The sequence below is a fragment of the Phenylobacterium sp. genome (assembly GCF_036502675.1).
GTDB lineage: Bacteria > Pseudomonadota > Alphaproteobacteria > Caulobacterales > Caulobacteraceae > Phenylobacterium.
In genome coordinates, this window is sequence record NZ_DASXYF010000007.1 from 1 (window position 1) to 19,972 (window position 19,972).

The 19,972-nt window shown below is 71.3% G+C and carries 21 protein-coding genes; 17 read left to right on the plus strand and 4 right to left on the minus strand.

The window, feature by feature from the left end; all coding sequences use genetic code 11:
• The coding region (gene cysS / locus VGL30_RS01085; RefSeq protein ID WP_331535885.1) for a cysteine--tRNA ligase at positions 1-1,092 on the minus strand (1,092 nt) is incomplete at its 3' end.
• Between the two features lie 176 nt (positions 1,093-1,268).
• On the opposite strand from cysS, the gene folE reads away from it, so the two are divergent.
• The 3 genes from folE to VGL30_RS01100 all read left to right on the plus strand — a co-directional run bounded on the left by folE (position 1,269) and on the right by VGL30_RS01100 (position 3,289).
• The gene (gene folE / locus VGL30_RS01090) at positions 1,269-1,901 is read left to right on the plus strand and encodes a GTP cyclohydrolase I FolE (RefSeq protein WP_331535887.1); all 633 of its coding nucleotides are present in this window, start codon (positions 1,269-1,271) and stop codon (positions 1,899-1,901) included.
• A 601-nt stretch (positions 1,902-2,502) separates the two neighbouring features.
• On the plus strand, positions 2,503-2,898 hold the full coding sequence (hisI, locus tag VGL30_RS01095) for a phosphoribosyl-AMP cyclohydrolase (RefSeq protein WP_331535889.1): 396 nt from the start codon (positions 2,503-2,505) through the stop codon (positions 2,896-2,898).
• Between the two features lie 85 nt (positions 2,899-2,983).
• Positions 2,984-3,289 carry a ferritin gene (locus tag VGL30_RS01100; protein ID WP_331535891.1) on the plus strand — a complete coding sequence of 102 codons (306 nt, stop codon included), beginning with the start codon at positions 2,984-2,986 and terminating at the stop codon, positions 3,287-3,289.
• A gap of 46 nt (positions 3,290-3,335) precedes the next feature.
• On the opposite strand, the gene VGL30_RS01105 is transcribed toward VGL30_RS01100, so the two are convergent.
• Positions 3,336-3,914 (minus strand): sigma-70 family RNA polymerase sigma factor, encoded by a 579-nt coding sequence (locus VGL30_RS01105; protein ID WP_331535893.1) that lies wholly within the window; start codon positions 3,912-3,914, stop codon positions 3,336-3,338.
• 300 nt (positions 3,915-4,214) lie between these two features.
• Here VGL30_RS01105 and VGL30_RS01110 point away from each other — a divergent pair, with 300 nt between their 5' ends.
• The 4 genes from VGL30_RS01110 to VGL30_RS01125 all read left to right on the plus strand — a co-directional run bounded on the left by VGL30_RS01110 (position 4,215) and on the right by VGL30_RS01125 (position 8,041).
• Positions 4,215-5,126, plus strand: a complete 912-nt coding sequence (locus tag VGL30_RS01110; RefSeq protein WP_331535895.1) for a helix-turn-helix transcriptional regulator — start codon at positions 4,215-4,217, stop codon at positions 5,124-5,126.
• Positions 5,123-6,130 (plus strand): RluA family pseudouridine synthase, encoded by a 1,008-nt coding sequence (locus VGL30_RS01115; RefSeq protein WP_414694940.1) that lies wholly within the window; start codon positions 5,123-5,125, stop codon positions 6,128-6,130. Before VGL30_RS01110 ends, VGL30_RS01115 begins: the two co-directional genes overlap by 4 nt.
• Positions 6,131-6,333: 203 nt before the next feature.
• Positions 6,334-7,227 carry an RNA polymerase sigma factor RpoH gene (gene rpoH / locus VGL30_RS01120; protein WP_331535897.1) on the plus strand — a complete coding sequence of 298 codons (894 nt, stop codon included), beginning with the start codon at positions 6,334-6,336 and terminating at the stop codon, positions 7,225-7,227.
• Between the two features lie 163 nt (positions 7,228-7,390).
• Positions 7,391-8,041, plus strand: a complete 651-nt coding sequence (locus tag VGL30_RS01125; RefSeq protein WP_414694941.1) for a DUF1013 domain-containing protein — start codon at positions 7,391-7,393, stop codon at positions 8,039-8,041.
• Between the two features lie 94 nt (positions 8,042-8,135).
• Here the strand turns inward: VGL30_RS01125 and VGL30_RS01130 are convergent, their stop codons facing one another.
• On the minus strand, positions 8,136-8,309 hold the full coding sequence (locus VGL30_RS01130) for a YdcH family protein (RefSeq protein ID WP_331535899.1): 174 nt from the start codon (positions 8,307-8,309) through the stop codon (positions 8,136-8,138).
• Between the two features lie 129 nt (positions 8,310-8,438).
• On the opposite strand from VGL30_RS01130, the gene VGL30_RS01135 reads away from it, so the two are divergent.
• Entirely contained in the window at positions 8,439-9,038 is a 600-nt protein-coding gene (locus VGL30_RS01135; RefSeq protein WP_331535901.1) for a UbiX family flavin prenyltransferase, read from the plus strand.
• Between the two features lie 3 nt (positions 9,039-9,041).
• Positions 9,042-9,773: a TIGR02444 family protein gene (locus tag VGL30_RS01140; RefSeq protein WP_331535903.1), complete on the plus strand. Its 732-nt coding sequence runs from the start codon at positions 9,042-9,044 to the stop codon at positions 9,771-9,773.
• 70 nt (positions 9,774-9,843) lie between these two features.
• Here the strand turns inward: VGL30_RS01140 and VGL30_RS01145 are convergent, their stop codons facing one another.
• The gene (locus VGL30_RS01145) at positions 9,844-10,554 is read right to left on the minus strand and encodes a GGDEF domain-containing protein (RefSeq protein ID WP_331535905.1); all 711 of its coding nucleotides are present in this window, start codon (positions 10,552-10,554) and stop codon (positions 9,844-9,846) included.
• A 123-nt stretch (positions 10,555-10,677) separates the two neighbouring features.
• Between VGL30_RS01145 and purE the strand changes: the two genes are divergently transcribed.
• The 8 genes from purE (at position 10,678) to lspA (ending at position 19,801) form a co-directional block, all read left to right on the plus strand.
• Positions 10,678-11,172 carry a 5-(carboxyamino)imidazole ribonucleotide mutase gene (gene purE, locus VGL30_RS01150; RefSeq protein WP_414694942.1) on the plus strand — a complete coding sequence of 165 codons (495 nt, stop codon included), beginning with the start codon at positions 10,678-10,680 and terminating at the stop codon, positions 11,170-11,172.
• A 5-nt stretch (positions 11,173-11,177) separates the two neighbouring features.
• On the plus strand, positions 11,178-12,257 hold the full coding sequence (locus VGL30_RS01155) for a 5-(carboxyamino)imidazole ribonucleotide synthase (protein ID WP_331535909.1): 1,080 nt from the start codon (positions 11,178-11,180) through the stop codon (positions 12,255-12,257).
• Positions 12,258-12,393: 136 nt separating this feature from the next.
• Complete coding sequence (locus tag VGL30_RS01160; protein WP_331535911.1) at positions 12,394-13,650, plus strand: EAL domain-containing protein; 1,257 nt, start codon at positions 12,394-12,396, stop codon at positions 13,648-13,650.
• Positions 13,651-13,882: 232 nt separating this feature from the next.
• Complete coding sequence (locus VGL30_RS01165; protein WP_331535913.1) at positions 13,883-14,746, plus strand: TIGR01459 family HAD-type hydrolase; 864 nt, start codon at positions 13,883-13,885, stop codon at positions 14,744-14,746.
• Positions 14,747-14,834: 88 nt separating this feature from the next.
• Positions 14,835-15,272, plus strand: a complete 438-nt coding sequence (locus VGL30_RS01170; protein WP_331535915.1) for a MaoC family dehydratase — start codon at positions 14,835-14,837, stop codon at positions 15,270-15,272.
• Positions 15,269-16,207, plus strand: a complete 939-nt coding sequence (locus VGL30_RS01175; protein ID WP_331535917.1) for a bifunctional riboflavin kinase/FAD synthetase — start codon at positions 15,269-15,271, stop codon at positions 16,205-16,207. The genes VGL30_RS01170 and VGL30_RS01175 overlap by 4 nt, the downstream gene beginning before the upstream one ends.
• A gap of 153 nt (positions 16,208-16,360) precedes the next feature.
• Entirely contained in the window at positions 16,361-19,276 is a 2,916-nt protein-coding gene (ileS, locus tag VGL30_RS01180) for an isoleucine--tRNA ligase (protein WP_331535919.1), read from the plus strand.
• Positions 19,277-19,309: 33 nt separating this feature from the next.
• Entirely contained in the window at positions 19,310-19,801 is a 492-nt protein-coding gene (lspA, locus tag VGL30_RS01185; protein WP_331535921.1) for a signal peptidase II, read from the plus strand.
• The last annotated feature ends 171 nt before the right edge of the window (positions 19,802-19,972 follow it).

Genomic DNA, 19,972 nt, shown 5'->3' on the forward strand with positions numbered 1-19,972 from the left:
GTCGTCCTCCAGCGCCGCAGTCAGGCCGCTCTCATCGAGCAGGGCCTGGGCGGTCTTGGGATCGGCGTCCGGCAGCTCGACCCCGGCGTTGGTCGCCTCGCGCTGCAGGTCCGACAGCGTGCGGTAGATGCGGTCGAGCGAGCGGCGCGACTGCTCGATCAGCTCTCCGGTCCACTCCAGCGGCGCGCGGTAGTGGCCGACCAGCAGCGCCCAGCGCAGCACCTCGCCGGGCGCCTGCTTGAGGAGATCGTGCGCCAGGGCGACGTTGCCCAGGCTCTTCGACATCTTCTCGTCGCCGAAGTTCAGGAAGCCGTTGTGCACCCAGTAGCGGGCGTACTCCTTGGCGTGGCCGGCGCAGAGCCCCTGGGCCATCTCGTTCTCGTGGTGCGGGAAGATCAGGTCGACGCCGCCGCCGTGGATGTCGATGGGCAGGCCCAGCGCCTGCTCGATCATCGCCGAGCACTCGATATGCCAGCCGGGCCGGCCGGGTCCCCAGGGGCTCGCCCACTCCGGCTCGCCGGGCTTGGAAGGCTTCCAGAGCACGAAGTCGGCCGGGCGCCGCTTGTAGGGCGCCACGTCCACCCGGGCGCCGGCGATCATGTCGTCCATCGGATGGCGCGAAAGCTTGCCGTAGTCGGCGAAGGCCTGGGTGTCGAACAGCACATGGCCCTCGGCCGCGTAGGCGGCCTTGTTGCGCACCAGCCGGTCGATCATGCCGACGATGGCGTCCATCGTCTGCGTCACCCGCGGCTGCAGGGTGGGCGGCAGGGCGCCCAGCGAGGCCATGTCGGCGTTGTAGGCGGCGAGGTAGCGGTCGGTGATCTCGGAGATCGGCACGCCCTCGGCCTGGGCCTTGGCGTTGATCTTGTCGTCCACGTCGGTGACGTTGGCCGCATAGACCACCGCGTCCGCCCCGTAGCAGCTCCGCAACAGGCGGAACAGCACGTCGAACACCACCACCGGGCGGAAGTTGCCGATGTGGGAGTAGTTGTAGACCGTGGGCCCGCAGACATACATCGTCACCCGCTCCTCATCGCGCGGAACGAAGAGCCGCTTCTCGCGGGCCATGGTGTCGTAGAGGCTCAGGGACATGGGGCGACGCAGGTGACTGTTGCCGGAAATGGCGTTCGCCCCATATACAGACGGGCGTAAGGACGCGCCACGGGGGTTGCAACCTCCAAGCTTGGCCTTACGTAGACGGGTGAACACGCGTCATTTCCGGGGCCGTCGCCCCGGCGCAACTCGGCCCGGGAGAGCAAACCTCAGAGATGGACGCTGTAGCCCGCGACCGGACGCTTGTCGGCAGTACAGACGCGGGCCTCGAGCCCGTGAAACGCCCTTCGCGGGAAGAGGCCATGGCCGCTGTCCGCACCCTGATCGCCTGGGCCGGGGACGACCCGCGCCGCGAAGGCGTGGTCGACACGCCCAAGCGAGTGGTCGACGCCTATGACGAATGGTTCGAGGGCTACGCCGCCGACCCGGCCAAGGAGCTGTCGCGCACCTTCGAGGACGTGCAGGGCTACGACGACATCGTCATGCTGCGCGAGATCGAGGTGGAGAGCCACTGCGAGCACCACATGGCGCCGTTCCTCGGCAAGGCCTATGTGGCCTACATGCCGACCAACCGCGTGGTGGGCATCTCCAAGATCGCCCGGGTGGTGGAGATCTTCGCCCGCCGGCTGCAGACCCAGGAGACCATGACGCAGCAGATCGCCGACGCGATCACCGACAGCCTGCGCCCGGCCGGCGTCGCCGTGCTGATCGACGCCACCCACCAGTGCATGACCACCCGCGGCGTGCACCACCGGCACGTCTCGACCATCACCACCCAGTTCACCGGCGTGTTCAAGACCGACGCCAGCCTGCGCCAGCGGTTTTTGGATTTTGTGAACAAGCGCTGAGGGTTCCCTATCTACGCTTGTCATGGCCGGGCTTGTCCCGGCCGGCCATGAACACCGGCTCCGAGACCTATCCTGCGTCTTGGTGTTCATGAATCCCCGGCATTCCGCGCGCACCGCGCTTCGGCCGAGAACGACGTTCAGTTGGAAGGTCGTAGGCAGGCTAGCGCACGATGATTTCAGGCGGAATCGCCGGCTTAAAACCCGCTCGCCCCAGCCCCCGGGTCTGGCCGGCCCCCGGCCCGAGGATAAACTCCGGCCGGGGTCCAGGTGAAACCCACGAGAGGCTCAGGCTGAATCCGGGTCCCGGCGAAAGCCCATGGGCGCTAACTTAAGCCTGCAGGGTTCGCCGGGAGCTTTTCCTCCCCTGTCCCGAAGAAGACGGGGGAGGTGACGCGCCCCGCAGAGGCGTGACGGAGGGGGCGAGCCGACGCACTGCAGAACCCGCGCCCCCTCCACCACCCGCTCTTCGGCGGGCGGTCCCCCGTCCTCTTCGGGCCAGGGGAGGAAAAAGGCGCCGTCGCCCTTAAGTTACCGCCCAGCGGATCAACCCAATTTCAACCCGCTCTAGCGCACCGCGGTCGAAAAACGCCATATAGCAGCGATGTCCACGCCCTTCCCGACCCTGGCCACCAAACACGACCTGGAGCACGGCGACGTGCTCGCGCCCCGCTTCGACGCGGCGGGCCTGGTCTGCGCGGTGACCACCCACGCCGACACCGGCGAGGTGCTGATGGTCGCCTGGATGAACGCCGAGGCGCTGCGGCTGACCCTGGAGACCGGCGAGGTCCACTACTTCAGCCGGTCGCGGAACGCGCTCTGGCACAAGGGCGCCACCAGCGGCCAGATCCAGATGCTGGTGGAGGCGCGCATCGACTGCGACCAGGACTGCCTGCTGCTGAAGGTGCGGCCGCAGGGGGACGGCGGCGCCTGCCACACCGGGGCCCGGGCCTGCTTCTACCGGGTGATCGAGAACGGCCGGCTGGTGGAACGGCCGTGACCGGCGCAAGTTTTGGAGTGACGCCGCGCGGCCCCCGTCACACGGTAGCGCAGAGTTGCGGCGTCATCACAGGAGAGCGCACCCCATGTCCAGCGAAGGCCTCCACGTCCCGCGGGAGCAGCTGCAGAAGCGCACGCTCAACCTGCACTACGCCATCACCTCGCTGATCGAGGAGCTGGAGGCGGTGGACTGGTACCGCCAGCGGGCGGACGACTGCGACGACCCGGCGCTGAAGGCCATCCTGCTGCACAACGCCGGCGAGGAGATCGAGCACGCCTCCATGGCCCTCGAGTGGATCCGGCGCAACGACGTGCAGTTCGACGCGCAGCTGCGGGAATACCTGTTCGCCGAGGGCTCGATCACCGAGCGCGAGCACGAGGCGAAGGATTAGCCCGCCTCTCCTTCTCCCCTTGCGGGAGAAGGACGGACCTGGGTGACTACGCCGCGTTCGCCGTGGGAGCCCACGCGTTGCGGACGGGGGCGGCGGCGGCCGGCGCGGCGCGCAGAGCGGCGCGCTGGTTGGCCTTGGGCAGGTCGACGTCGATCAGCTCGGCCAGGCGCTCGCGGGCGCGGTTGACGCGGCTCTTCAGGGTGCCCACCGGGCAGCCCACCACCCCGGCGGCTTCCTCGTAGCTCAGGCCTTCGGCCGCCACGAGCAGCAGGGCCTCGCGGGCCTCCGGGGTCAGCAGGCGCAGCGCCGACAGCAGCTCGCCGTACTTCACACGCCATTCCTGCTCGGGCTTGCAGGAGAGCTGGGCGGCGTACTTGCCGTCCACGTCCTGCACCACGTTCCGCCGCGCGGCGGCGGCCGTGTAGAAGGTGTTGCGGAGTATCCTGTTCACCCAGGCGGCCATGTTGCTGCCCTCCTGGAAGCCTTCCCGGAAGCGCCAGGCGCGCACCATCGTGTCCTGGACCAGGTCGTCGGCGGCGGCGGCGGAGCCGGTCAGAACCATGGCGAGGCCCCGAAGTTTCGGAAGCAACGCAACCAATTCGGCCTTGAACAAGTTCGTATCCATCTGTCGTCCCAAAACGGCCCGTGGCGCCTGGCAGGCCCGCTCGCCAGGCAAGAAGGGCGCCTCGCGAAGGGCTTCCGGCCCGAGGCTCGATCCGCGCCCGCTCATTTCCGTTAACCATGAGGTACGCCGCGGCGACGCTGGCGCGCAGTTGCAGCGACGCTCGACGGCGTGCGCAACGGTTGCAGCCGCAGGCGCACGCCGGGGCGCCCCCGGGTGCATCGATAGCGCCCGTGGCTGCACCCTCCTGCACCGTTGCGCAACGGGTTGCATTTCGACCGGGGTTGGGGGAAGTGTCCCCTCATGGTTGCGCCCGACGCCTTCCCCGCCAAGCTGGACCTCGTGCTCAAGGCGCTGTCCATGAGCCGCGGGCGGCTGGCCGCCGAACTGGGGGTGGACAAGTCCCTGGTGGGCCGCTGGGCCTCGGGCGCCGTGACCCCCTCGGCGCACAGCCTGGAGAACCTGACCCGCCTGGTCTCCTCCAAGCGTCCCGGCTTCAACATGCTGGACTGGGACCGCGACCTGCCCGCCGTGGCCAAGGTGTTCGGCCTGGAGCCGGCCGCGCCGGCGGCGATGGAGGCGAAGACCAGCGCCGCCATGGTCCACGGCCTCAAGCTGCCCGGCCTGGACATCGCCCACCTGGTGACCGAGCGGCGCGCGGCGACCTATGAGGGCTTCTGGCGCTCGACCCGGCCGTCCATCGCCATGCCGGGCCAGCTGTTCCACGACTACGGTATCATCCGCCGCGGCCCCGACGGCTTCCTGCAATTCACCATGGGCGGCTCGGGCCTGCTGTTCGACGGCTGGATGCTGCCGATCGAGGGCCAGCTGTTCGCCATCCTGTTCGACACCGTCGGCCAGACGCCGGTGTTCCTGATCTTCAACGGCGTGGCCCTGCACAAGGCGACCCAGCTCGACGGCCTGATCCTCGCCGCCGCCCTGAACTCCGCCCGTACGCCGTCCGCCTATCCGGTGGTGATGGAACGGCTCGGCGACCTGAGCGGCGACCGCGAGGCCGACGACGCGCAGATGCGCGAGCTGCTCACCCGCGACACCAACGCCGACGACAGCATCAGCGAGCAGATCCGCAACCACCTGATCCGCGACATCGGCCCCAGCGCCGTGGCGGCGGGGACGGGCGAGCTCTACCTGCTCTCGTCCTGGGCCACGACCCTGTCGCGCGGTCGCAGCACAGGCGGGCACCTGGCCGGGTGACCGCGCCCGCCCCGCCTGAGGACGCCGACCTGGTCGACGCCGACGACGCGATCCTGACCCTGACGCTTGCGGCCGAGGAGGCCGGCGGCCGGCTGGACAAGACCCTGGCCGAGCGGCTGCCGGAGCTGTCGCGGGCGCGCATCCAGGCGCTGCTGGCCGAGGGCCGCGTCTCCCTGGGCGGCCAGGTGCTGGCCAGCGCCTCGGCCCGGGCCGCGCCCGGCGCCTACGCCATCGCCGTGCCCCCGCCGGTCCCGGCCGATCCGCAGCCACAGGCGATCCCGCTCGTCGTGCTCTACGAGGACGCCCACCTGGTGGTGGTCGACAAGCCCGCCGGCATGGCGGCCCACCCGGGGCCGGGCGTGCCGGATGGCACCCTGGTCAACGCCCTGCTGCACCACTGCGAAGGGGAGCTGTCGGGGATCGGCGGGGTGGCCCGGCCCGGGATCGTCCACCGGCTGGACAAGGACACCTCCGGCGTCATGGTCGCCGCCAAGACCGACGCCGCCCACCAGGGACTCTCGGCCCTGTTCGCCGCCCATGACATCGACCGGGCCTATGTGGCGCTGACCCGCGGCGCGCCGGACCCGCGGCGGGGGACCCTCGAAGGCCGCATCGCCCGCTCCGCCCACGACCGCAAGAAGATGGCCCTGGTCCGCAGCGGCGGGCGCGAGGCGGTGACCCACTACGCCGTCGAGCAGGTGTTCGGCCCCCAGGCCCGGCCGCTGGCCGCCCGGGTGGCATGCCGGCTGGAAACGGGGCGCACCCACCAGATCCGCGTGCACCTGGCCTCCAAGGGCGCACCCGTGCTGGGCGACGGGGTCTACGGGTCCGGCCCGCCGGCGCAGGCGGTGCGCGAGGCGATGGCCGCGGCAGGCCTCGCGCGCCAGGCGCTGCACGCCGCCGTCCTGGGATTCGTCCATCCGGTCACGCGGGCGCGCCTGCGCTTCGAAAGCCCCCTGCCCGCCGACATGGTCGCGCTCGCAGCTTTGCTGTCCGATTTGTAAGAATCCCTGGGGCTCCCGGCCCTTGAACGGGAGGCTTCCAAGGTCTAATTATCCCACTTGAGAAGTGGGACATTCGGGTCTCCCCACCCGCCGCGATTTATCGCGCCCCGCAACCAGGATCGCTCTGAATCGGTTGCTAGGGACAAGGTGGTTTGTGCGCGACCTGACGCGCAACCCGAAGTTCCGGAAAAGGGGAACTACCAATGGCCGCGAACATCAACGCGATCGCCGTCATGTCGCCGGAAGGCGGCCTGAGCCGTTACCTGTCGGAGATCCGCAAGTTTCCGATGCTGGCCAAGGACCAGGAGTTCATGCTCGCCAAGGCGTGGAAAGAGCATCAGGACTCCGACGCCGCCCACCAGCTCGTCACCTCACACCTGCGCCTGGTGGCGAAGATCGCCATGGGCTACCGCGGCTACGGCCTGCCGATCGGCGAGGTGATCTCCGAGGGCAACGTCGGCCTGATGCAGGCGGTGAAGAAGTTCGAGCCGGACAAGGGCTTCCGCCTGGCCACCTACGCCATGTGGTGGATCCGCGCCTCGATCCAGGAATACATCCTGCGCTCCTGGAGCCTGGTGAAGATGGGCACCACGGCGGCGCAGAAGAAGCTGTTCTTCAACCTGCGCAAGGCCAAGAGCCAGATCAGCGCCTTCGAGGAAGGCGACATGCATCCCGACCAGGTGCGCCAGATCGCCACCAAGCTGGGCGTGCTGGACGAGGAAGTGGTCTCCATGAACCGCCGCCTGTCCGGCCCGGACGCCTCGCTGAACGCACCCCTGCGCTCCGACAGCGAAAGCGAGTGGCAGGACTGGCTGGCCGACGACGTCACGCCCAGCCAGGAAAGCGTGGTGGCCGAGAACGAGGAACGCACCATCCGCATGAGCCTGCTGGACGCGGCCATGACCGAGCTCACCGACCGCGAGCGGCACATCCTGACCGAGCGGCGCCTGAAGGATGATCCCACCACGCTCGAGGCCCTGGCCGGCGAGTACGGCGTCAGCCGCGAGCGGGTCCGCCAGATCGAGGTGCGCGCCTTCGAGAAACTGCAGCGGTCGATGAAGGCCGCCGCGGAGGAACGCAACCTGATCGAGGCGTAGCGGGGCCGCAAAGCTGCGGCGATGGCGGGCGGCCCCTCGCCTGCCGGGGGGCGGCGGGGCCGGATCAATTGTGCGTTTTCTTGCCCCTGAAACATGCCTATAGGTAACCGTGACGACCCCGCCCGGCCGAAAGGCCGGGCGCCTTCATTTCCGGGATAGCGCCATGACCGAAATCCTCATGCCCAAGGCGACCGCCGTCTGGCTGGTGGACAACACCTCGCTCACCTTCGAGCAGATCGCCGACTTCTGCGGCCTGCACCCGCTGGAGGTGCGCGGCATCGCCGACGGCGAGGTGGCGCGCGACATCCGCGGCGCCGACCCCATCGCCAACGGCCAGCTCTCCCGCGAGGAGCTGGACGCCGCCCAGAACAATCCCAAGTACCGCATGAAGGCGCAGAAAAGCCGCCACGCCGAGCTGCTGAAGCCGGTGAAGAAGGCGCCGCGCTACACCCCGGTCTCGCGCCGGCAGGACCGGCCGGACGCCATCGCCTGGTTCCTGCGCAACCACCCGGAGGTGGCCGACAGCCAGATCTCGCGCATCCTCGGCACCACCAAGGCCACCATCGACCAGGTGCGCAACCGCACCCACTGGAACGCCAACAACATCAAGCCGGTGGACCCGGTGACGCTGGGCCTGGCCACCCAGATGGAGCTGGACGCGGTGGTGCGGAAGGCCGCCGACAAGCGCGCCAAGGAAGACGCCAAGCGCGGGGTGGCGGAGCCGGACGGCGCGACGCTGCGCCCGGCGTCCGAGGCCGGTCACGGCGGAGACGAAGCGGTGGAGGCGTACGAGACGCAGGACGCCGAAGACTAGGCCTGCGCAAGATCGGGCGGTCCCCCCGCCAGGGCGGCCGCCGATCAGGGATTCGGGGGGCGGGCCGGACCTTCGAGGCCCGGCCGGGAAGGCGTCAGTGAAGCCGCGTGCGGAGAGATTCCATCTCTTCCTTGAGCTTCAGCTTCTGGCGCTTGAGTTCCTTGAGCTTCATGTCGTCGTAGGCGGGCCGTCTCATTTCTTCCTGGATCGCGTTCTCCAAAGACTCGTGGCGAGATCCAAGTTCGCGGATACGGGCTTCCACGGCCATGATTCGAGCTCCTTGCTGTGAGGACAAGACAAGGAAGTGAACACCCGCTGCGTCCAGCTGTCAGATCACATATGTTTGCGCGCGGCGTAACCGGTGCGGCGCCTTGAATTCAGGCGCGGAGGCCAAACCATGACCAGTCCCGAGCGTCCCCGCCTGGTGGTCGGCGTCACCGGCGCCAGCGGCGTGACCTACGGCCTGCGGGCCTTGGACGCCTGCCGGGAGCTGGAGGTCGAGACCCACCTGATCTTCTCCCGCGCCGCCGCCCTGACCCTCGCGCAGGAGACCGGGCTTTCCCTGGACGACGTCCAGGCCCGGGCCGACGTGGTCTACCGGCCCGGCGACGTGGGCGCGGCGGTGGCCTCCGGCTCCTTCCCGACGCTCGGCATGATCGTCGCCCCCTGCTCGGTGCGCTCGATGAGCGAGATCGCCGCCGGCGTCACCACCTCCCTCCTCACCCGCGCCGCGGACGTGACGCTCAAGGAGCGCCGCCCGCTGGTGCTGATGGTGCGCGAGACCCCGCTGCACCTGGGCCACCTGCGCACGCTCGTGAAGCTGGCCGAGATGGGCGCCGTCATCGCCCCGCCGCTGCCGGCGTTCTACACCCGTCCGCAGAGCCTGGCCGAGATCGTCGACCAGTCGGTGGGCCGCGCGCTCGACCTGTTCGGCCTCTCCTGGAGCCCGGTGAAGCGCTGGGGCCGGGACGTGGGGCCGGTCTCCGGCGAGGCCTGAGCCATGTCGCTCTGGGACTGGGCTGTGGAGGCCTACGCCCGCCCAGGCGTCGCCGACGCCTGCCTGGAGCTGCAGGACCGCCACGGCCAGTCGGCCGGCTTCCTCCTGTGGGCCGCCTGGGCCGGTGGCGTCGAGCCGGCGCTGCTGGCGCAGGCGGCCCAGGCGGCGCGGGCGTGGGACGCCTGCGCGGTCACGCCGCTGCGCGAGGTCCGCCGCACCCTGAAGCCGCCCTGCCCGCCGGTGGAGGACGCGGCCCGCGAGCGGGTGCGCACCGCCGTCCAGGCCGCCGAGCTGACCGCCGAGCAACTTCTGCTGCAGACCCTGGAGGCCATGACCGGCCGCCGGCCGGCCGGCCTTGTCCCGCGGCCGGAGGCCCTCGCCGCGGCCGCCGGCGCGTGGGGCGCGCCGGCGCCGAAGGCGGCCCTCGAAACCCTTGCACGGGCCCTCGATGCGGGCTTGCCCTTTGGCGTGCGGGCTCGGCATGATCCCGCGCCCGACCACAGTCTGCAGGCGCTCATGGACGACGAAGAAGATGTGGAATGGGAGCGCGAACTGCGCACCCGGCTGGCCGGCGTCGCCCAGGACCACGCCGACCTCGACGTCGCCATCCAGGCCCTGACCGCCTCGCCCCTGCCGGACATGATGGTCATCGGCCGCCTGAAGCGGAAGAAGCTGGCGCTGAAGGACGAGATCGCCCGCCTGCAGGACCAGCTGACGCCGGACATCATCGCGTAGTCGTAGTCCTCCCCATGAAGGACAGGGCGATCGCATATGGACTCAACCGGTGACGCCGTAAGGGGGAGATCTACAGCGTCTGGCGCTTGCGGGCGTACATGGCCGCGTCGGCCGCAGCCACGATCGCCTCGGGCTCGAGGTCGGGGGTGATCTCGCTGACGCCATAGGAAAGATGCAGCGGGGCGGACCATTCGCCGAACTCGACGGGCGCGCGCTCCACGCCCTGGACGAGCGCCGCGGCCTTGGCCTGGGCGGTGGCGGCGTCGGCCTGCACCAGGATCACCGCGAACTCGTCGCCGCCCATGCGGCCCACCACGTCGCTTTCGCGCACCTGGGCGCTGAGCCGCTGGGCCACCGCCTGCAGCGCCGCGTCCCCCGCGGCGTGGCCGAAGCGGTCGTTGACGCTCTTGAAGCCGGTGAGGTCGAAATAGACCAGGCTGGCGGGCGAGCCGTAACGCTGGGCGAAGGTGCGGACGCGGTTCAGCTCCCGCATCAACGCCCGGCGGTTGAGCACCGGGGTCAGCACGTCGCGGTCGGCCAGACTCTCGGCCTCCGCCAGCCGGGCCTTCAGCCGCGCCACCTCGCCGCGCAGGTCGTCCACCTCGCCGAGCAGGGTCTGCACCGCCCGCTGCACGGCCGGCGTCAGGTCGGCCGCCGACAGGCCGAGGAAGCCGGCGCTGTCGGCCGGCGCGCCGGAGGCGACGGCCTGGGCGCCGGCAGGGGCCAGGGCGCGGCGGCGGGTGTCGGAGAGCGGCTCGGTGCGGGCGCCGGTGATTTTCATGGCGGGAATCACTCCTCGCCGATTAACGTTACGGAATCCTAGCGGTCCTCGGTTGCAGGCGCAAAGCCGGCGCCTATACTCCGCGCCTTTCCGCCGCAGGGGGCCTGGATCGATGGTGCAGCTTTGAGCGCCCCCGCTGCGCCCGTCGCCATTATTATGGGCAGCCGTTCCGACTGGCCGACCCTGAAGGGCGCCGCCGAGAGCCTGGACGCCCTGGGCGTCGCCTATGAGGCCAAGGTGATCTCCGCCCACCGCACCGTCGACCGGATGGTGGCCTTCGCCAAGGGCGCGCAGGCGACGGGCGTCAAGGTGATCATCGCCGGCGCCGGCGGCGCGGCCCACCTGCCGGGGATGACGGCGTCGCTGACCATCCTGCCGGTGCTGGGGGTGCCGGTGGAGTCGAAGGCGCTGAAGGGCATGGATTCCCTGCTCTCCATCGTGCAGATGCCGGCCGGCGTGCCCGTGGCGACCCTGGCCATCGGCGAGGCCGGCGCCCGCAACGCGGGCCTGCTGGCGGCGCAGATCCTGGCGCTCGCCGACCCGGCGCTGGCGGCCCGGCTCACCGCCTTCCGCGAGCGCCAGACCGCCGCCATCCCCGAAACCGTCGAGGACGCCTGAACCCCATGCCCAGCCTGCCCCTGGCCCCCGGCGCGACCCTCGGCGTCCTGGGCGGAGGCCAGCTCGGCCGCATGCTGGCGCTCGCCGCCGCGCGCCTGGGCTTCGACACGGTGATCCTGGACCCCGAGCCCGACTCCCCCGCCGCCCGGGTCGCCGCCCACGCCATCGTCGCGGCCTACGACGACGAGGCGGCCCTGGCCGAGCTGGCCGCCCACGCCCAGGTGGCGACCTACGAGTTCGAGAACGTGCCCGTCGCCGCCGTGGACCGGCTGCGCGCCCTGGGCGTCGAGGTGGCGCCGGGCCCGCGCGCGCTGGCCGTGGCGCAGGACCGCTTCGACGAGAAGACCTTCCTCAACGGCGCCGGCGTCGCCACCGTGGCCTTCGCCGCCGCCGACAGCCCTGAGGGTGCGGTGGAGGCCGTGGGCCGCGTCGGCGCGCCGGCCCTGATGAAGACCCGCCGCGAGGGCTACGACGGCAAGGGCCAGCGCTGGGTCGAGCACGCCGCCGACGCCGCCGCCGTCTTCCAGGCGCTGGGCGGCGCGCCCGTCATCGTGGAGGCCCCCGCCGCCTTCGCCCGAGAGCTCTCGGTGATCGCCGCCCGCGGCCGCGACGGGGCGATCGCGGTCTATCCCCTGGCCGAGAACCACCACGCGCAGGGGGTGCTGCGCCGCAGCCTGGCGCCTGCGCGGGTCTCCGCCGCCGCCGCCGCCCAGGCCGAACGGATCGCCGTCCGCATCCTCACCGGCCTCGACTATGTGGGCGTGATCGGGGTGGAGCTGTTCGAGCTGGCCGACGGCGGCCTGCTGGTCAACGAGTTCGCGCCCCGGGTGCACAACACCGGCCACTGGACGCAGGACGGCTGCGCGGTCGACCAGTTCGAGCAGCACATCCGCGCCATCGCCGGCTGGCCGCTCGGGCCCACGGACGCGGTGCGCGGCGTCGAGATGCTGAACCTGCTGGGCCACGAGGCCCACGACTGGGCCCGCTACGCCGCCGAGCCCGACTCGCGCCTGCACCTCTACGGCAAGCGCGACGCCAAGCCGGGCCGGAAGATGGGGCACGTGAACCGCCTGAGGCCGCTGTAGCCGCCATGCTCCCCGCCTGGGAGCTCATGCCGGTTATGCGAGCCCTCCGCCCCCGCGACCTTCGGTCCGCCGCAATCCTGTCGACTTTCCCGGCTCCCCCGGCGGATAATCCGAAACGATTCGGATCGGCGGGACCATGCGACGGCTGACGCTCGTATTGCTATGCGGCGCCTACCTGTGCCTTTCGCTGATCGTCGCCCTGTCCATCTGGCGCAACGGCGGCGGATGGGGCGCGGGGACCGCCGCCCTGCTCGGCGGCCTGGCCCTCGGCCTTTCCATCCACAGCCTGGTCGAGCGCGGCCTGGACAAAAGCTCTTCCGAGCAGCTGGCCGCCCTGCGCGACGCCAACCGCATCCTGATCGGCCAGATCGAGCGCCTGGACGCCCGGGTCTCCGAGGTGGTGGAGACCCTGGCCGACGACGCCGTGCGCCGCTCCGAGGAGCTCTCCGGCGAGGTGCACATCCTGGAGGACCTGGTCCAGCGGATGAGCGAGCGTCTGGACGAGCGGATGACGGCCGCCACGCCGGCCCATGGGCGCGGCGGGGCGCCCCATCCCTCCGGGGCCCTGCTGGAGACCGTGCGCGCGGCGCTGACCGAGAACCGCGTCGACCTCTACCTGCAGCCGGTGGTCAGCCTGCCCCAGCGGCGCACGGTGTTCTACGAGAGCTTCTCGCGCCTGCGCGACGAGACCGGCCGGGTGCTGATGCCGGCGGAGTACCTGGCGGTGGCCGAGCCGGAAGGGCTGGTCACCACCATCGACAACCTGCTGCTGTTCCGCTGCGTGCAGATCGTGCGCCGGCTGGCCAAGCAGGACCGCAAGGTCGGCATCTTCTGCAACATCTCCACCCTCAGCCTGGCCGACGAGAGCTTCTTCCCGCAGTTCCTGGAGATGCTGTCGGCCAACCGCGACCTGGCCGGGGCGCTGATCTTCGAGCTGGGCCAGGCCGCCTTCGACGCCCGCGGCTCGGTGGAGGCGCGCAACATGGGCAAGCTGGCCGAGCTCGGCTTCCGCTTCTCCCTCGACAAGGTGGTGGACCTCGACCTCGACCTGCAGGACCTGGCCCGCTCCGACGTGAAGTTCCTGAAGATCGCCGCCCAGCCGCTGCTGGACGAGCTGGTCGAGGCCGACGACCGGCTGGTGCTGAAGTCGCTGCCCGACCTGGCCGCCGAGGACTTCTGCGCGCTCACCCGCCGCTACGGCGTCGAGGTGATCGCCGAGAAGGTGGAGACCGAGCGCCAGGTGGTCGACATCCTCGAGCTCGACATCGCCTACGGCCAGGGCCACCTGTTCGGCGAGCCCCGCGCCATCCGCGACGCGGTGATCGCCGAGGCCGACCCGCCCCCCGAGCTCGTCCGCTCCACCCTGCGCCGCCGGGTGGCGGGGCGGGGGTAGGCGCAGTCCGAACAGACGTCCCCACTCCCCCTCTTTTTCAGGGCGTCATGGCCGGGCTTGTCCGGCCATCCATGAACACCGCCTCTGTGGCTATCCTCAATTCCCGGTGTGCATGGATCCTCGGCGTTCCGCGCGTGCCGCGCTTCAGCCGAGGATGACGATCTGAATGAGGGCAGGCGCAGAGATCAGCGCGCCGATTGACCCCGCCCGCCGACCCCGCTACCGCCCGGCCATGACCGCACCCGTCCTGGCCGCCGGCCTCTCGCAACTCGCCGACCGCTACGACGTCCTGCTCTGCGACGTCTGGGGGGTGATCCACAACGGCCGCTGGAGCTTTCCCGACGCCTGCGCCGCCCTGGTCCGCTGGCGGGCGGAGCGCGGGCCCGTGGTGCTGATCTCCAACGCGCCGCGCCCCGCCTCGGCCATCCGTCCGCAGCTCGACGCCCTGAAGGTGCCGCGCGGGGCCTGGTCGACGCTGGTCACCTCCGGCGACGCCACCCGCGCCCTGCTGGCCGAGCGCGCCCCCGGCCCGGCCTGGGCCATCGGGCCCGAGCGCGACGCCGCGCTCTACGACGGCCTGGGCCTCGACTTCGCCGGCCCCGAGGCCGCCCGCTTCATCGCGGTGACCGGCCCCTACGACGACAGCGTCGAGACGCCCGAGGACTACCGCGACCGCCTGGCCGCCGCCGCCGATCGCGGCCTGGAGATGGTCTGCGCCAACCCCGACATCGTGGTGAAGCGCGGCGACCAGCTGATCTACTGCGGCGGGGCCCTGGCCGCGCTCTACGAGTCGCTGGGCGGCCCGGTGCTGATGGCCGGCAAGCCCTTCGCCCCGGTCTACGACCTGGCGCTCGCCGAGGCCGGGACCCTGCTGGGCCGCCCCCTCGACAAGGCCCGCGTCCTCTGCGTCGGCGACGGGGTAGTCACCGACGTGAAGGGCGCCAACGCGCAGGGCCTCGACGTGCTCTTCGTTGGGGGCGGCATCCACGGCGCCGAGACCTCCGGCGACGGCGGCCTCGACCCCGCGGCCCTGGACGCCGTGCTCGCCGCCGAAGGCGCCCACGCGAAATGGGCGATCCACGAACTGGTCTGGTGAGGGCCCTCGCCGCCATCGATGCGGTGACGGTTCGCCGACGCCTCGAAGCGCTTCGCATCGCGCCGGATCGCCGCTAAGGAAGCCGCGGGTGGGTGGAGCGCGGGCGCCGGTGCTGTATTTCGAAGACTTGACCGTGGGCCAGGGCGCCGAGACCACCCGCACCGTCGGCGCCGCCGACATCGACGCCTTCGCCGCGGTCTCCGGCGACACCAACCCCATGCACCTGGACGCAGCCTATGCGGCCGCCACCCCGTTCGGCGAGCGGATCGCCCACGGCATGCTGGCCGCGGCCTTCATCTCCGCCGTGCTGGGCGTGAAGCTGCCGGGGCCCGGCGCTGTCTACCTCTCCCAGTCCCTGCGCTTCCGCCGGCCCGTGAGGATCGGCGACGCGGTGACCGCCAGGGCGACCGTCGCCGGGCTCGACGCGGCCAAGGCCCGCGTGACCCTCGCCACCGTCTGCAGCGTGAACGGCAGGCCCGTGGTCGACGGGGAGGCGGTGGTGATGGTCCCGCACAGGCCGGCATGAGCGGCTTGCGCACCCTGCGCGGCTGGCGCGGCCTGGCGCCCGGCGACCGCGGCGCGGCCGTGGCGCTGGGCAACTTCGACGGCGTCCACCGCGGCCACCAGCGGGTGATCGCCCTGGCCGCCAAGGCCGCAGGCGAACTGGGCGCGCCCCTGGGCGTCATCACCTTCGACCCGCACCCGCGGGTCTATTTCCGCCCCGACGAGCCCGCCTTCCGGCTGATGAAGCCCGACCAGCAGGCCCGCGCCCTGCAGGCGCTGGGCGTCGACGTCCTCTATGTCCTGCCGCTCGACGCCGAGCTGGCCAACATGACCGACCGCGAGTTCGCCACCCGCGTGCTGCACGAGGGCCTGGGCGCGCGGCACGTCGCCGTGGGCTTCGACAACTCCTTCGGCCGCGACCGCACCGGCAGCCCGCAGACCATGCGCCAGTACGGCGGCGAGCTGGGCTTCGGCGTCTCGGTCGCCGAGCCGGTGGGCGACGCCGAGGGCCAGAAGTTCTCCTCCACCGACGTGCGCGAGGCCCTGCGCGACGGCCGCCCGCAGGACGCCGCCGCCATCCTGGGCCGGCCCTTCGCCATCGAGGGCGTGGTGGAGAAGGGCCGCCAGCTCGGCCGCGCCCTGGGCTTCCCCACCGCCAACATCGGCCTGGCCGACTATGTGCAGCCGAAGTTCGGCGTCTACGCCACCCGCACCCGCCTGCCCGACGGCCGCGTCCTGCCCGGCGTCGCCAGCCTCGGGGTCAATCCGACGGTGGGCGAGGTGACGCCGCGCCTAGAGGTGTGGCTGTTCGACTTCGACGAGGACCTATACGGCCAGGTGCTGGACACCGACCTCGTCACCTTCCTCCGCCCCGAGGCCAGGTTCCCCTCCCTCGAGGCTATGACCGCCCAGGTGATGGCCGACGCCCAGGAGGCGCGCCGGATCCTGCGGGCGTAGACCCCCGCCGCAGGCTCTGCTACGACCGCCCGATCATGATTTCGGTTCGGACGGCCCAGCGAATTACCCTCCCGGCGTGAGCCAGGACGACCGCTCCAGCCCCCGCCGGGCGACCCCGCTTCCCCGATCCTCCCGAGCCAGCTGGAAAGTCCCATGGCCGACGACGCCGAAAAGCCCGCGCGCGACTATCGCGAGACCGTCTTCCTCCCCGACACGCCGTTCCCCATGCGCGGCGGCCTGCCCCTGAAGGAGCCGGAGATCCTGGCCCGCTGGGACGCCCTCGGCCTCTACGCCGCCGCCCGCAAGACCCGCCAGGCGGCCGGCGCGCCGCTCTATGTGCTGCACGACGGCCCGCCCTACGCCAACGGCGCGATCCACATCGGCCATGCGCTGAACAAGATCCTCAAGGACTTCGTGGTCCGCTCCCGCTTCGCCCTCGGCTACGACGTCGACTACGTCCCCGGCTGGGACTGCCACGGCCTGCCGATCGAGTGGAAGATCGAGGAGGCCTACCGCGCCAAGGGCCGGCGCAAGGACGACATCCCGGTGGCCGAGTTCCGCCAGGAATGCCGCGCCTACGCCGCCCAGTGGGTCGAGGCGCAGGGGAGCGAGTTCCGCCGCCTGGGCGTGCTGGGCGACTGGGACCGCCGCTACGCCACCATGGACTTCGCAAGCGAGGCCGCCATCGTGGCCGAGTTCCACAAGTTCGTCGCCTCGGGCCAGCTCTACCGCGGCTCCAAGCCGGTGATGTGGAGCCCGGTGGAGCGCACGGCGCTGGCCGACGCCGAGGTCGAGTACCACGACCACGTCTCGCCGACGATCTGGGTCAAGTTCCCGGTGGTCGAGGGCTCCGACGCGGCCCAGGACGCCAGCGTGGTGATCTGGACCACCACCCCCTGGACCATCCCCGCCAACCGCGCCGTGGCCTATTCGGACGCCATCGCCTACGCGGTCTATGTGGTCGAGGCCATGGAGACGGGGCTTGCCTTCGAGCCCTGGGCCAGGCCCGGCGACAAGCTGATCGTCGCCGAGAAGCTGGCGGGCGAGGTGTTCGCCTCCGCCAAGATCGCCAAGTACCGCAAGCTGGAGCGCCTCGAGCCGCAGGGCATGGTGCTGGCCCATCCGCTGGCCGCCCTCGACGGCCACTACGGCTTCCAGGTTCCGCTGCTGGCCGGCGACCACGTCATCGACGACACCGGCACGGGCTTCGTGCACACCGCGCCGGGCCACGGCACCGACGACTACGCCGTCTGGCTGGCCCACGGCCACCGCGAAATCCCCGAGACCATCGATCCCGACGGCGCCTACTACCCGAACGTGCCGCTGTTCGGCGGCCTGAAGGTGCTGGAGACCGAGGGCAAGGCCCAGGGCCGCTTCGGCCCAGCCAATCCCGCGGTGATCGACAAGCTGATCGAGGCGGGCGCCCTGCTGGCCCGCGGCCGGCTGGCGCATTCCTACCCGCACTCCTGGCGTTCCAAGGCGCCGGTGATCTTCCGCAACACCCCCCAGTGGTTCATCCGCATGGACGAGCCGCTGGCCGCCGACCCGGCCGGCCGCACCCTGCGCGAGACGGCGCTGGAGGCCATCGAGGCCACCGCCTTCCACCCCGCCGCCGGCCAGAACCGCATCCGCTCCATGGTCGAGGGCCGCCCCGACTGGCTGATCAGCCGCCAGCGGGCCTGGGGCTCGCCGCTGGCCATGTTCGTCGACAAGGAGACCGGCCACCCGCTGCACGACGCGGCGGTCAACGCGCGCATCGTCGAGCTGATCGCCGCCGAGGGCGCCGACGCCTGGTTCGTGCGGCCCGCGTCCGACTTCCTGGGCCCCCACGACCCGGCCCGCTACGAGAAGGTCGAGGACATCCTCGACGTCTGGTTCGATTCCGGCTCCACCCACGCCTTCGTGCTGGAGGGCCGCGAGAATTCCCGCTGGCCCGCCGACTTCTACCTGGAAGGCTCGGACCAGCACCGCGGCTGGTTCCAGTCGAGCCTGCTGGAAAGCTCCGCCACCCGCGGCCGCGCCCCGTTCGGCGCGGTGATGACCCACGGCTTCACCCTCGACGAGAAGGGGGAGAAGATGTCCAAGTCGACGGGCAACACCATCGAGCCGCAGCGGATCATCAAGGAGAGCGGCGCCGACATCCTGCGCCTCTGGGCGGCGATGGTCGACTACGCCGAGGACCAGCGGATCGGCAAGACCATCCTGCAGACCGCCACCGACGCCTACCGCAAGCTGCGCAACACCGTCCGCTACCTGCTGGGCTCCCTGGCCGGCTTCACCGAGGCCGAGCGCGTGCCCCTCGCGGAGATGCCGCCGCTGGAGCGCTTCATCCTGCACCGCCTGTGGGAGCTCGACCGCCAGGTCCGCGCCGCCTACGAGGCCTATCTGTTCCAGGACGCCGTGCGCCCGCTCACCGAGTTCTGCCAGAACGAGCTCTCGGCCCTGTTCTTCGACATCCGCCGCGACGCCCTCTACTGCGACCGTCCCGACAGCCTGCGCCGGCGCGCCGCCCGCACGGTGATGGACCTGGTGTTCGAGCGTCTCACCGTCTGGCTCGCGCCGCTGCTGGCCTTCACCATGGAGGAGGCCTGGACCACGCGGTTCCCGGAGGCGGGGCCCATCGTGCTGCAGACCTTCCCGGAGACCCCCGACGCCTGGCGCGACGACCAGGCCGCCGGCGCCTGGGGCACGGCGCTGGCGCTGCGACGCACGGTCACCGGCGCCCTCGAGGTCGCCCGCCGCGACAAGCTGATCGGCGCCTCCCTCGACGCCCATGTGGACGTCTACGCCCGCGAGGCCTTCCAGTGGCCCTTCGGCGCCGACATGCCGCTGGAGGACGTGATGATCACCAGCGGCGCGGCCATCCATTCCGGCGAGCCCGGCCCCGCCGGCGCCTTCACCCTGCCCGAGGAGCCCAACCTCGCCGTGGTGGTCCGCAAGGCCCTGGGCGCCAAGTGCGCCCGCTCCTGGAAGATCTCCGCCGACGTCGGCGCCGACCCCCGCTATCCCGAGCTCACCCCCCGCGACGCCGAAGCCGTCGCCGCCTGGGACGCCGCCCATGGGCGGTGAGTATTCCCTTCTCCTCCTGGCGGGAGAAGGGTGATGAAAGCCACCCGCCTAGGCTGGGCCGCCTACGCCACCGCCGCCGTGGTCGTCGCCCTCGACCAGGCGGTGAAGCTGTGGATGGTCGGACCGTTCATGCTGCCGCTGAAGGGCTCGGCGCCGGTGGTGGGCCCCTTGAGCTTCACCTTCATCCAGAACCGCGGCGTCAGCTTCGGCCTGATGCAGGCCGAGGCCGACGTGGTCCGCTGGGCGCTGGTGGGCTTCTCGCTGGCCGTCGCCGCCGCCCTGATCGCCTGGGCGCGCAAGCCGGAGCGCGCGGCGATCGCCGCCGGCCTCGGCCTGATCATCGGCGGGGCGATCGGCAACGCCATCGACCGCGCCCGCCTGGGCTACGTCATCGACTTCATCGACGTGCAGCGCCTGGGCTTCTTCCCCTGGGTGTTCAACGTCGCCGACAGCGCCATCACGGTGGGCGTGGCGCTGATCCTGTGGGACAGCCTGATCGCGCCCCGCAAAGCCCCCGCCGGGTGAAGCCGTTGGCGCCGTGGCCCGCGATGCGGTATCTGAGGCCGGATCGGGGCCGGGGCGGCCTTGCAGGATGAGAGCATCGATGAAGTTTCACCCCGTCATCATCGCCGGGCTCCTGTGCGGCGCGGCGGGTCTCGCCGGATGCAACTCCGCGGAGCGCGCCTTCGGCCTGGG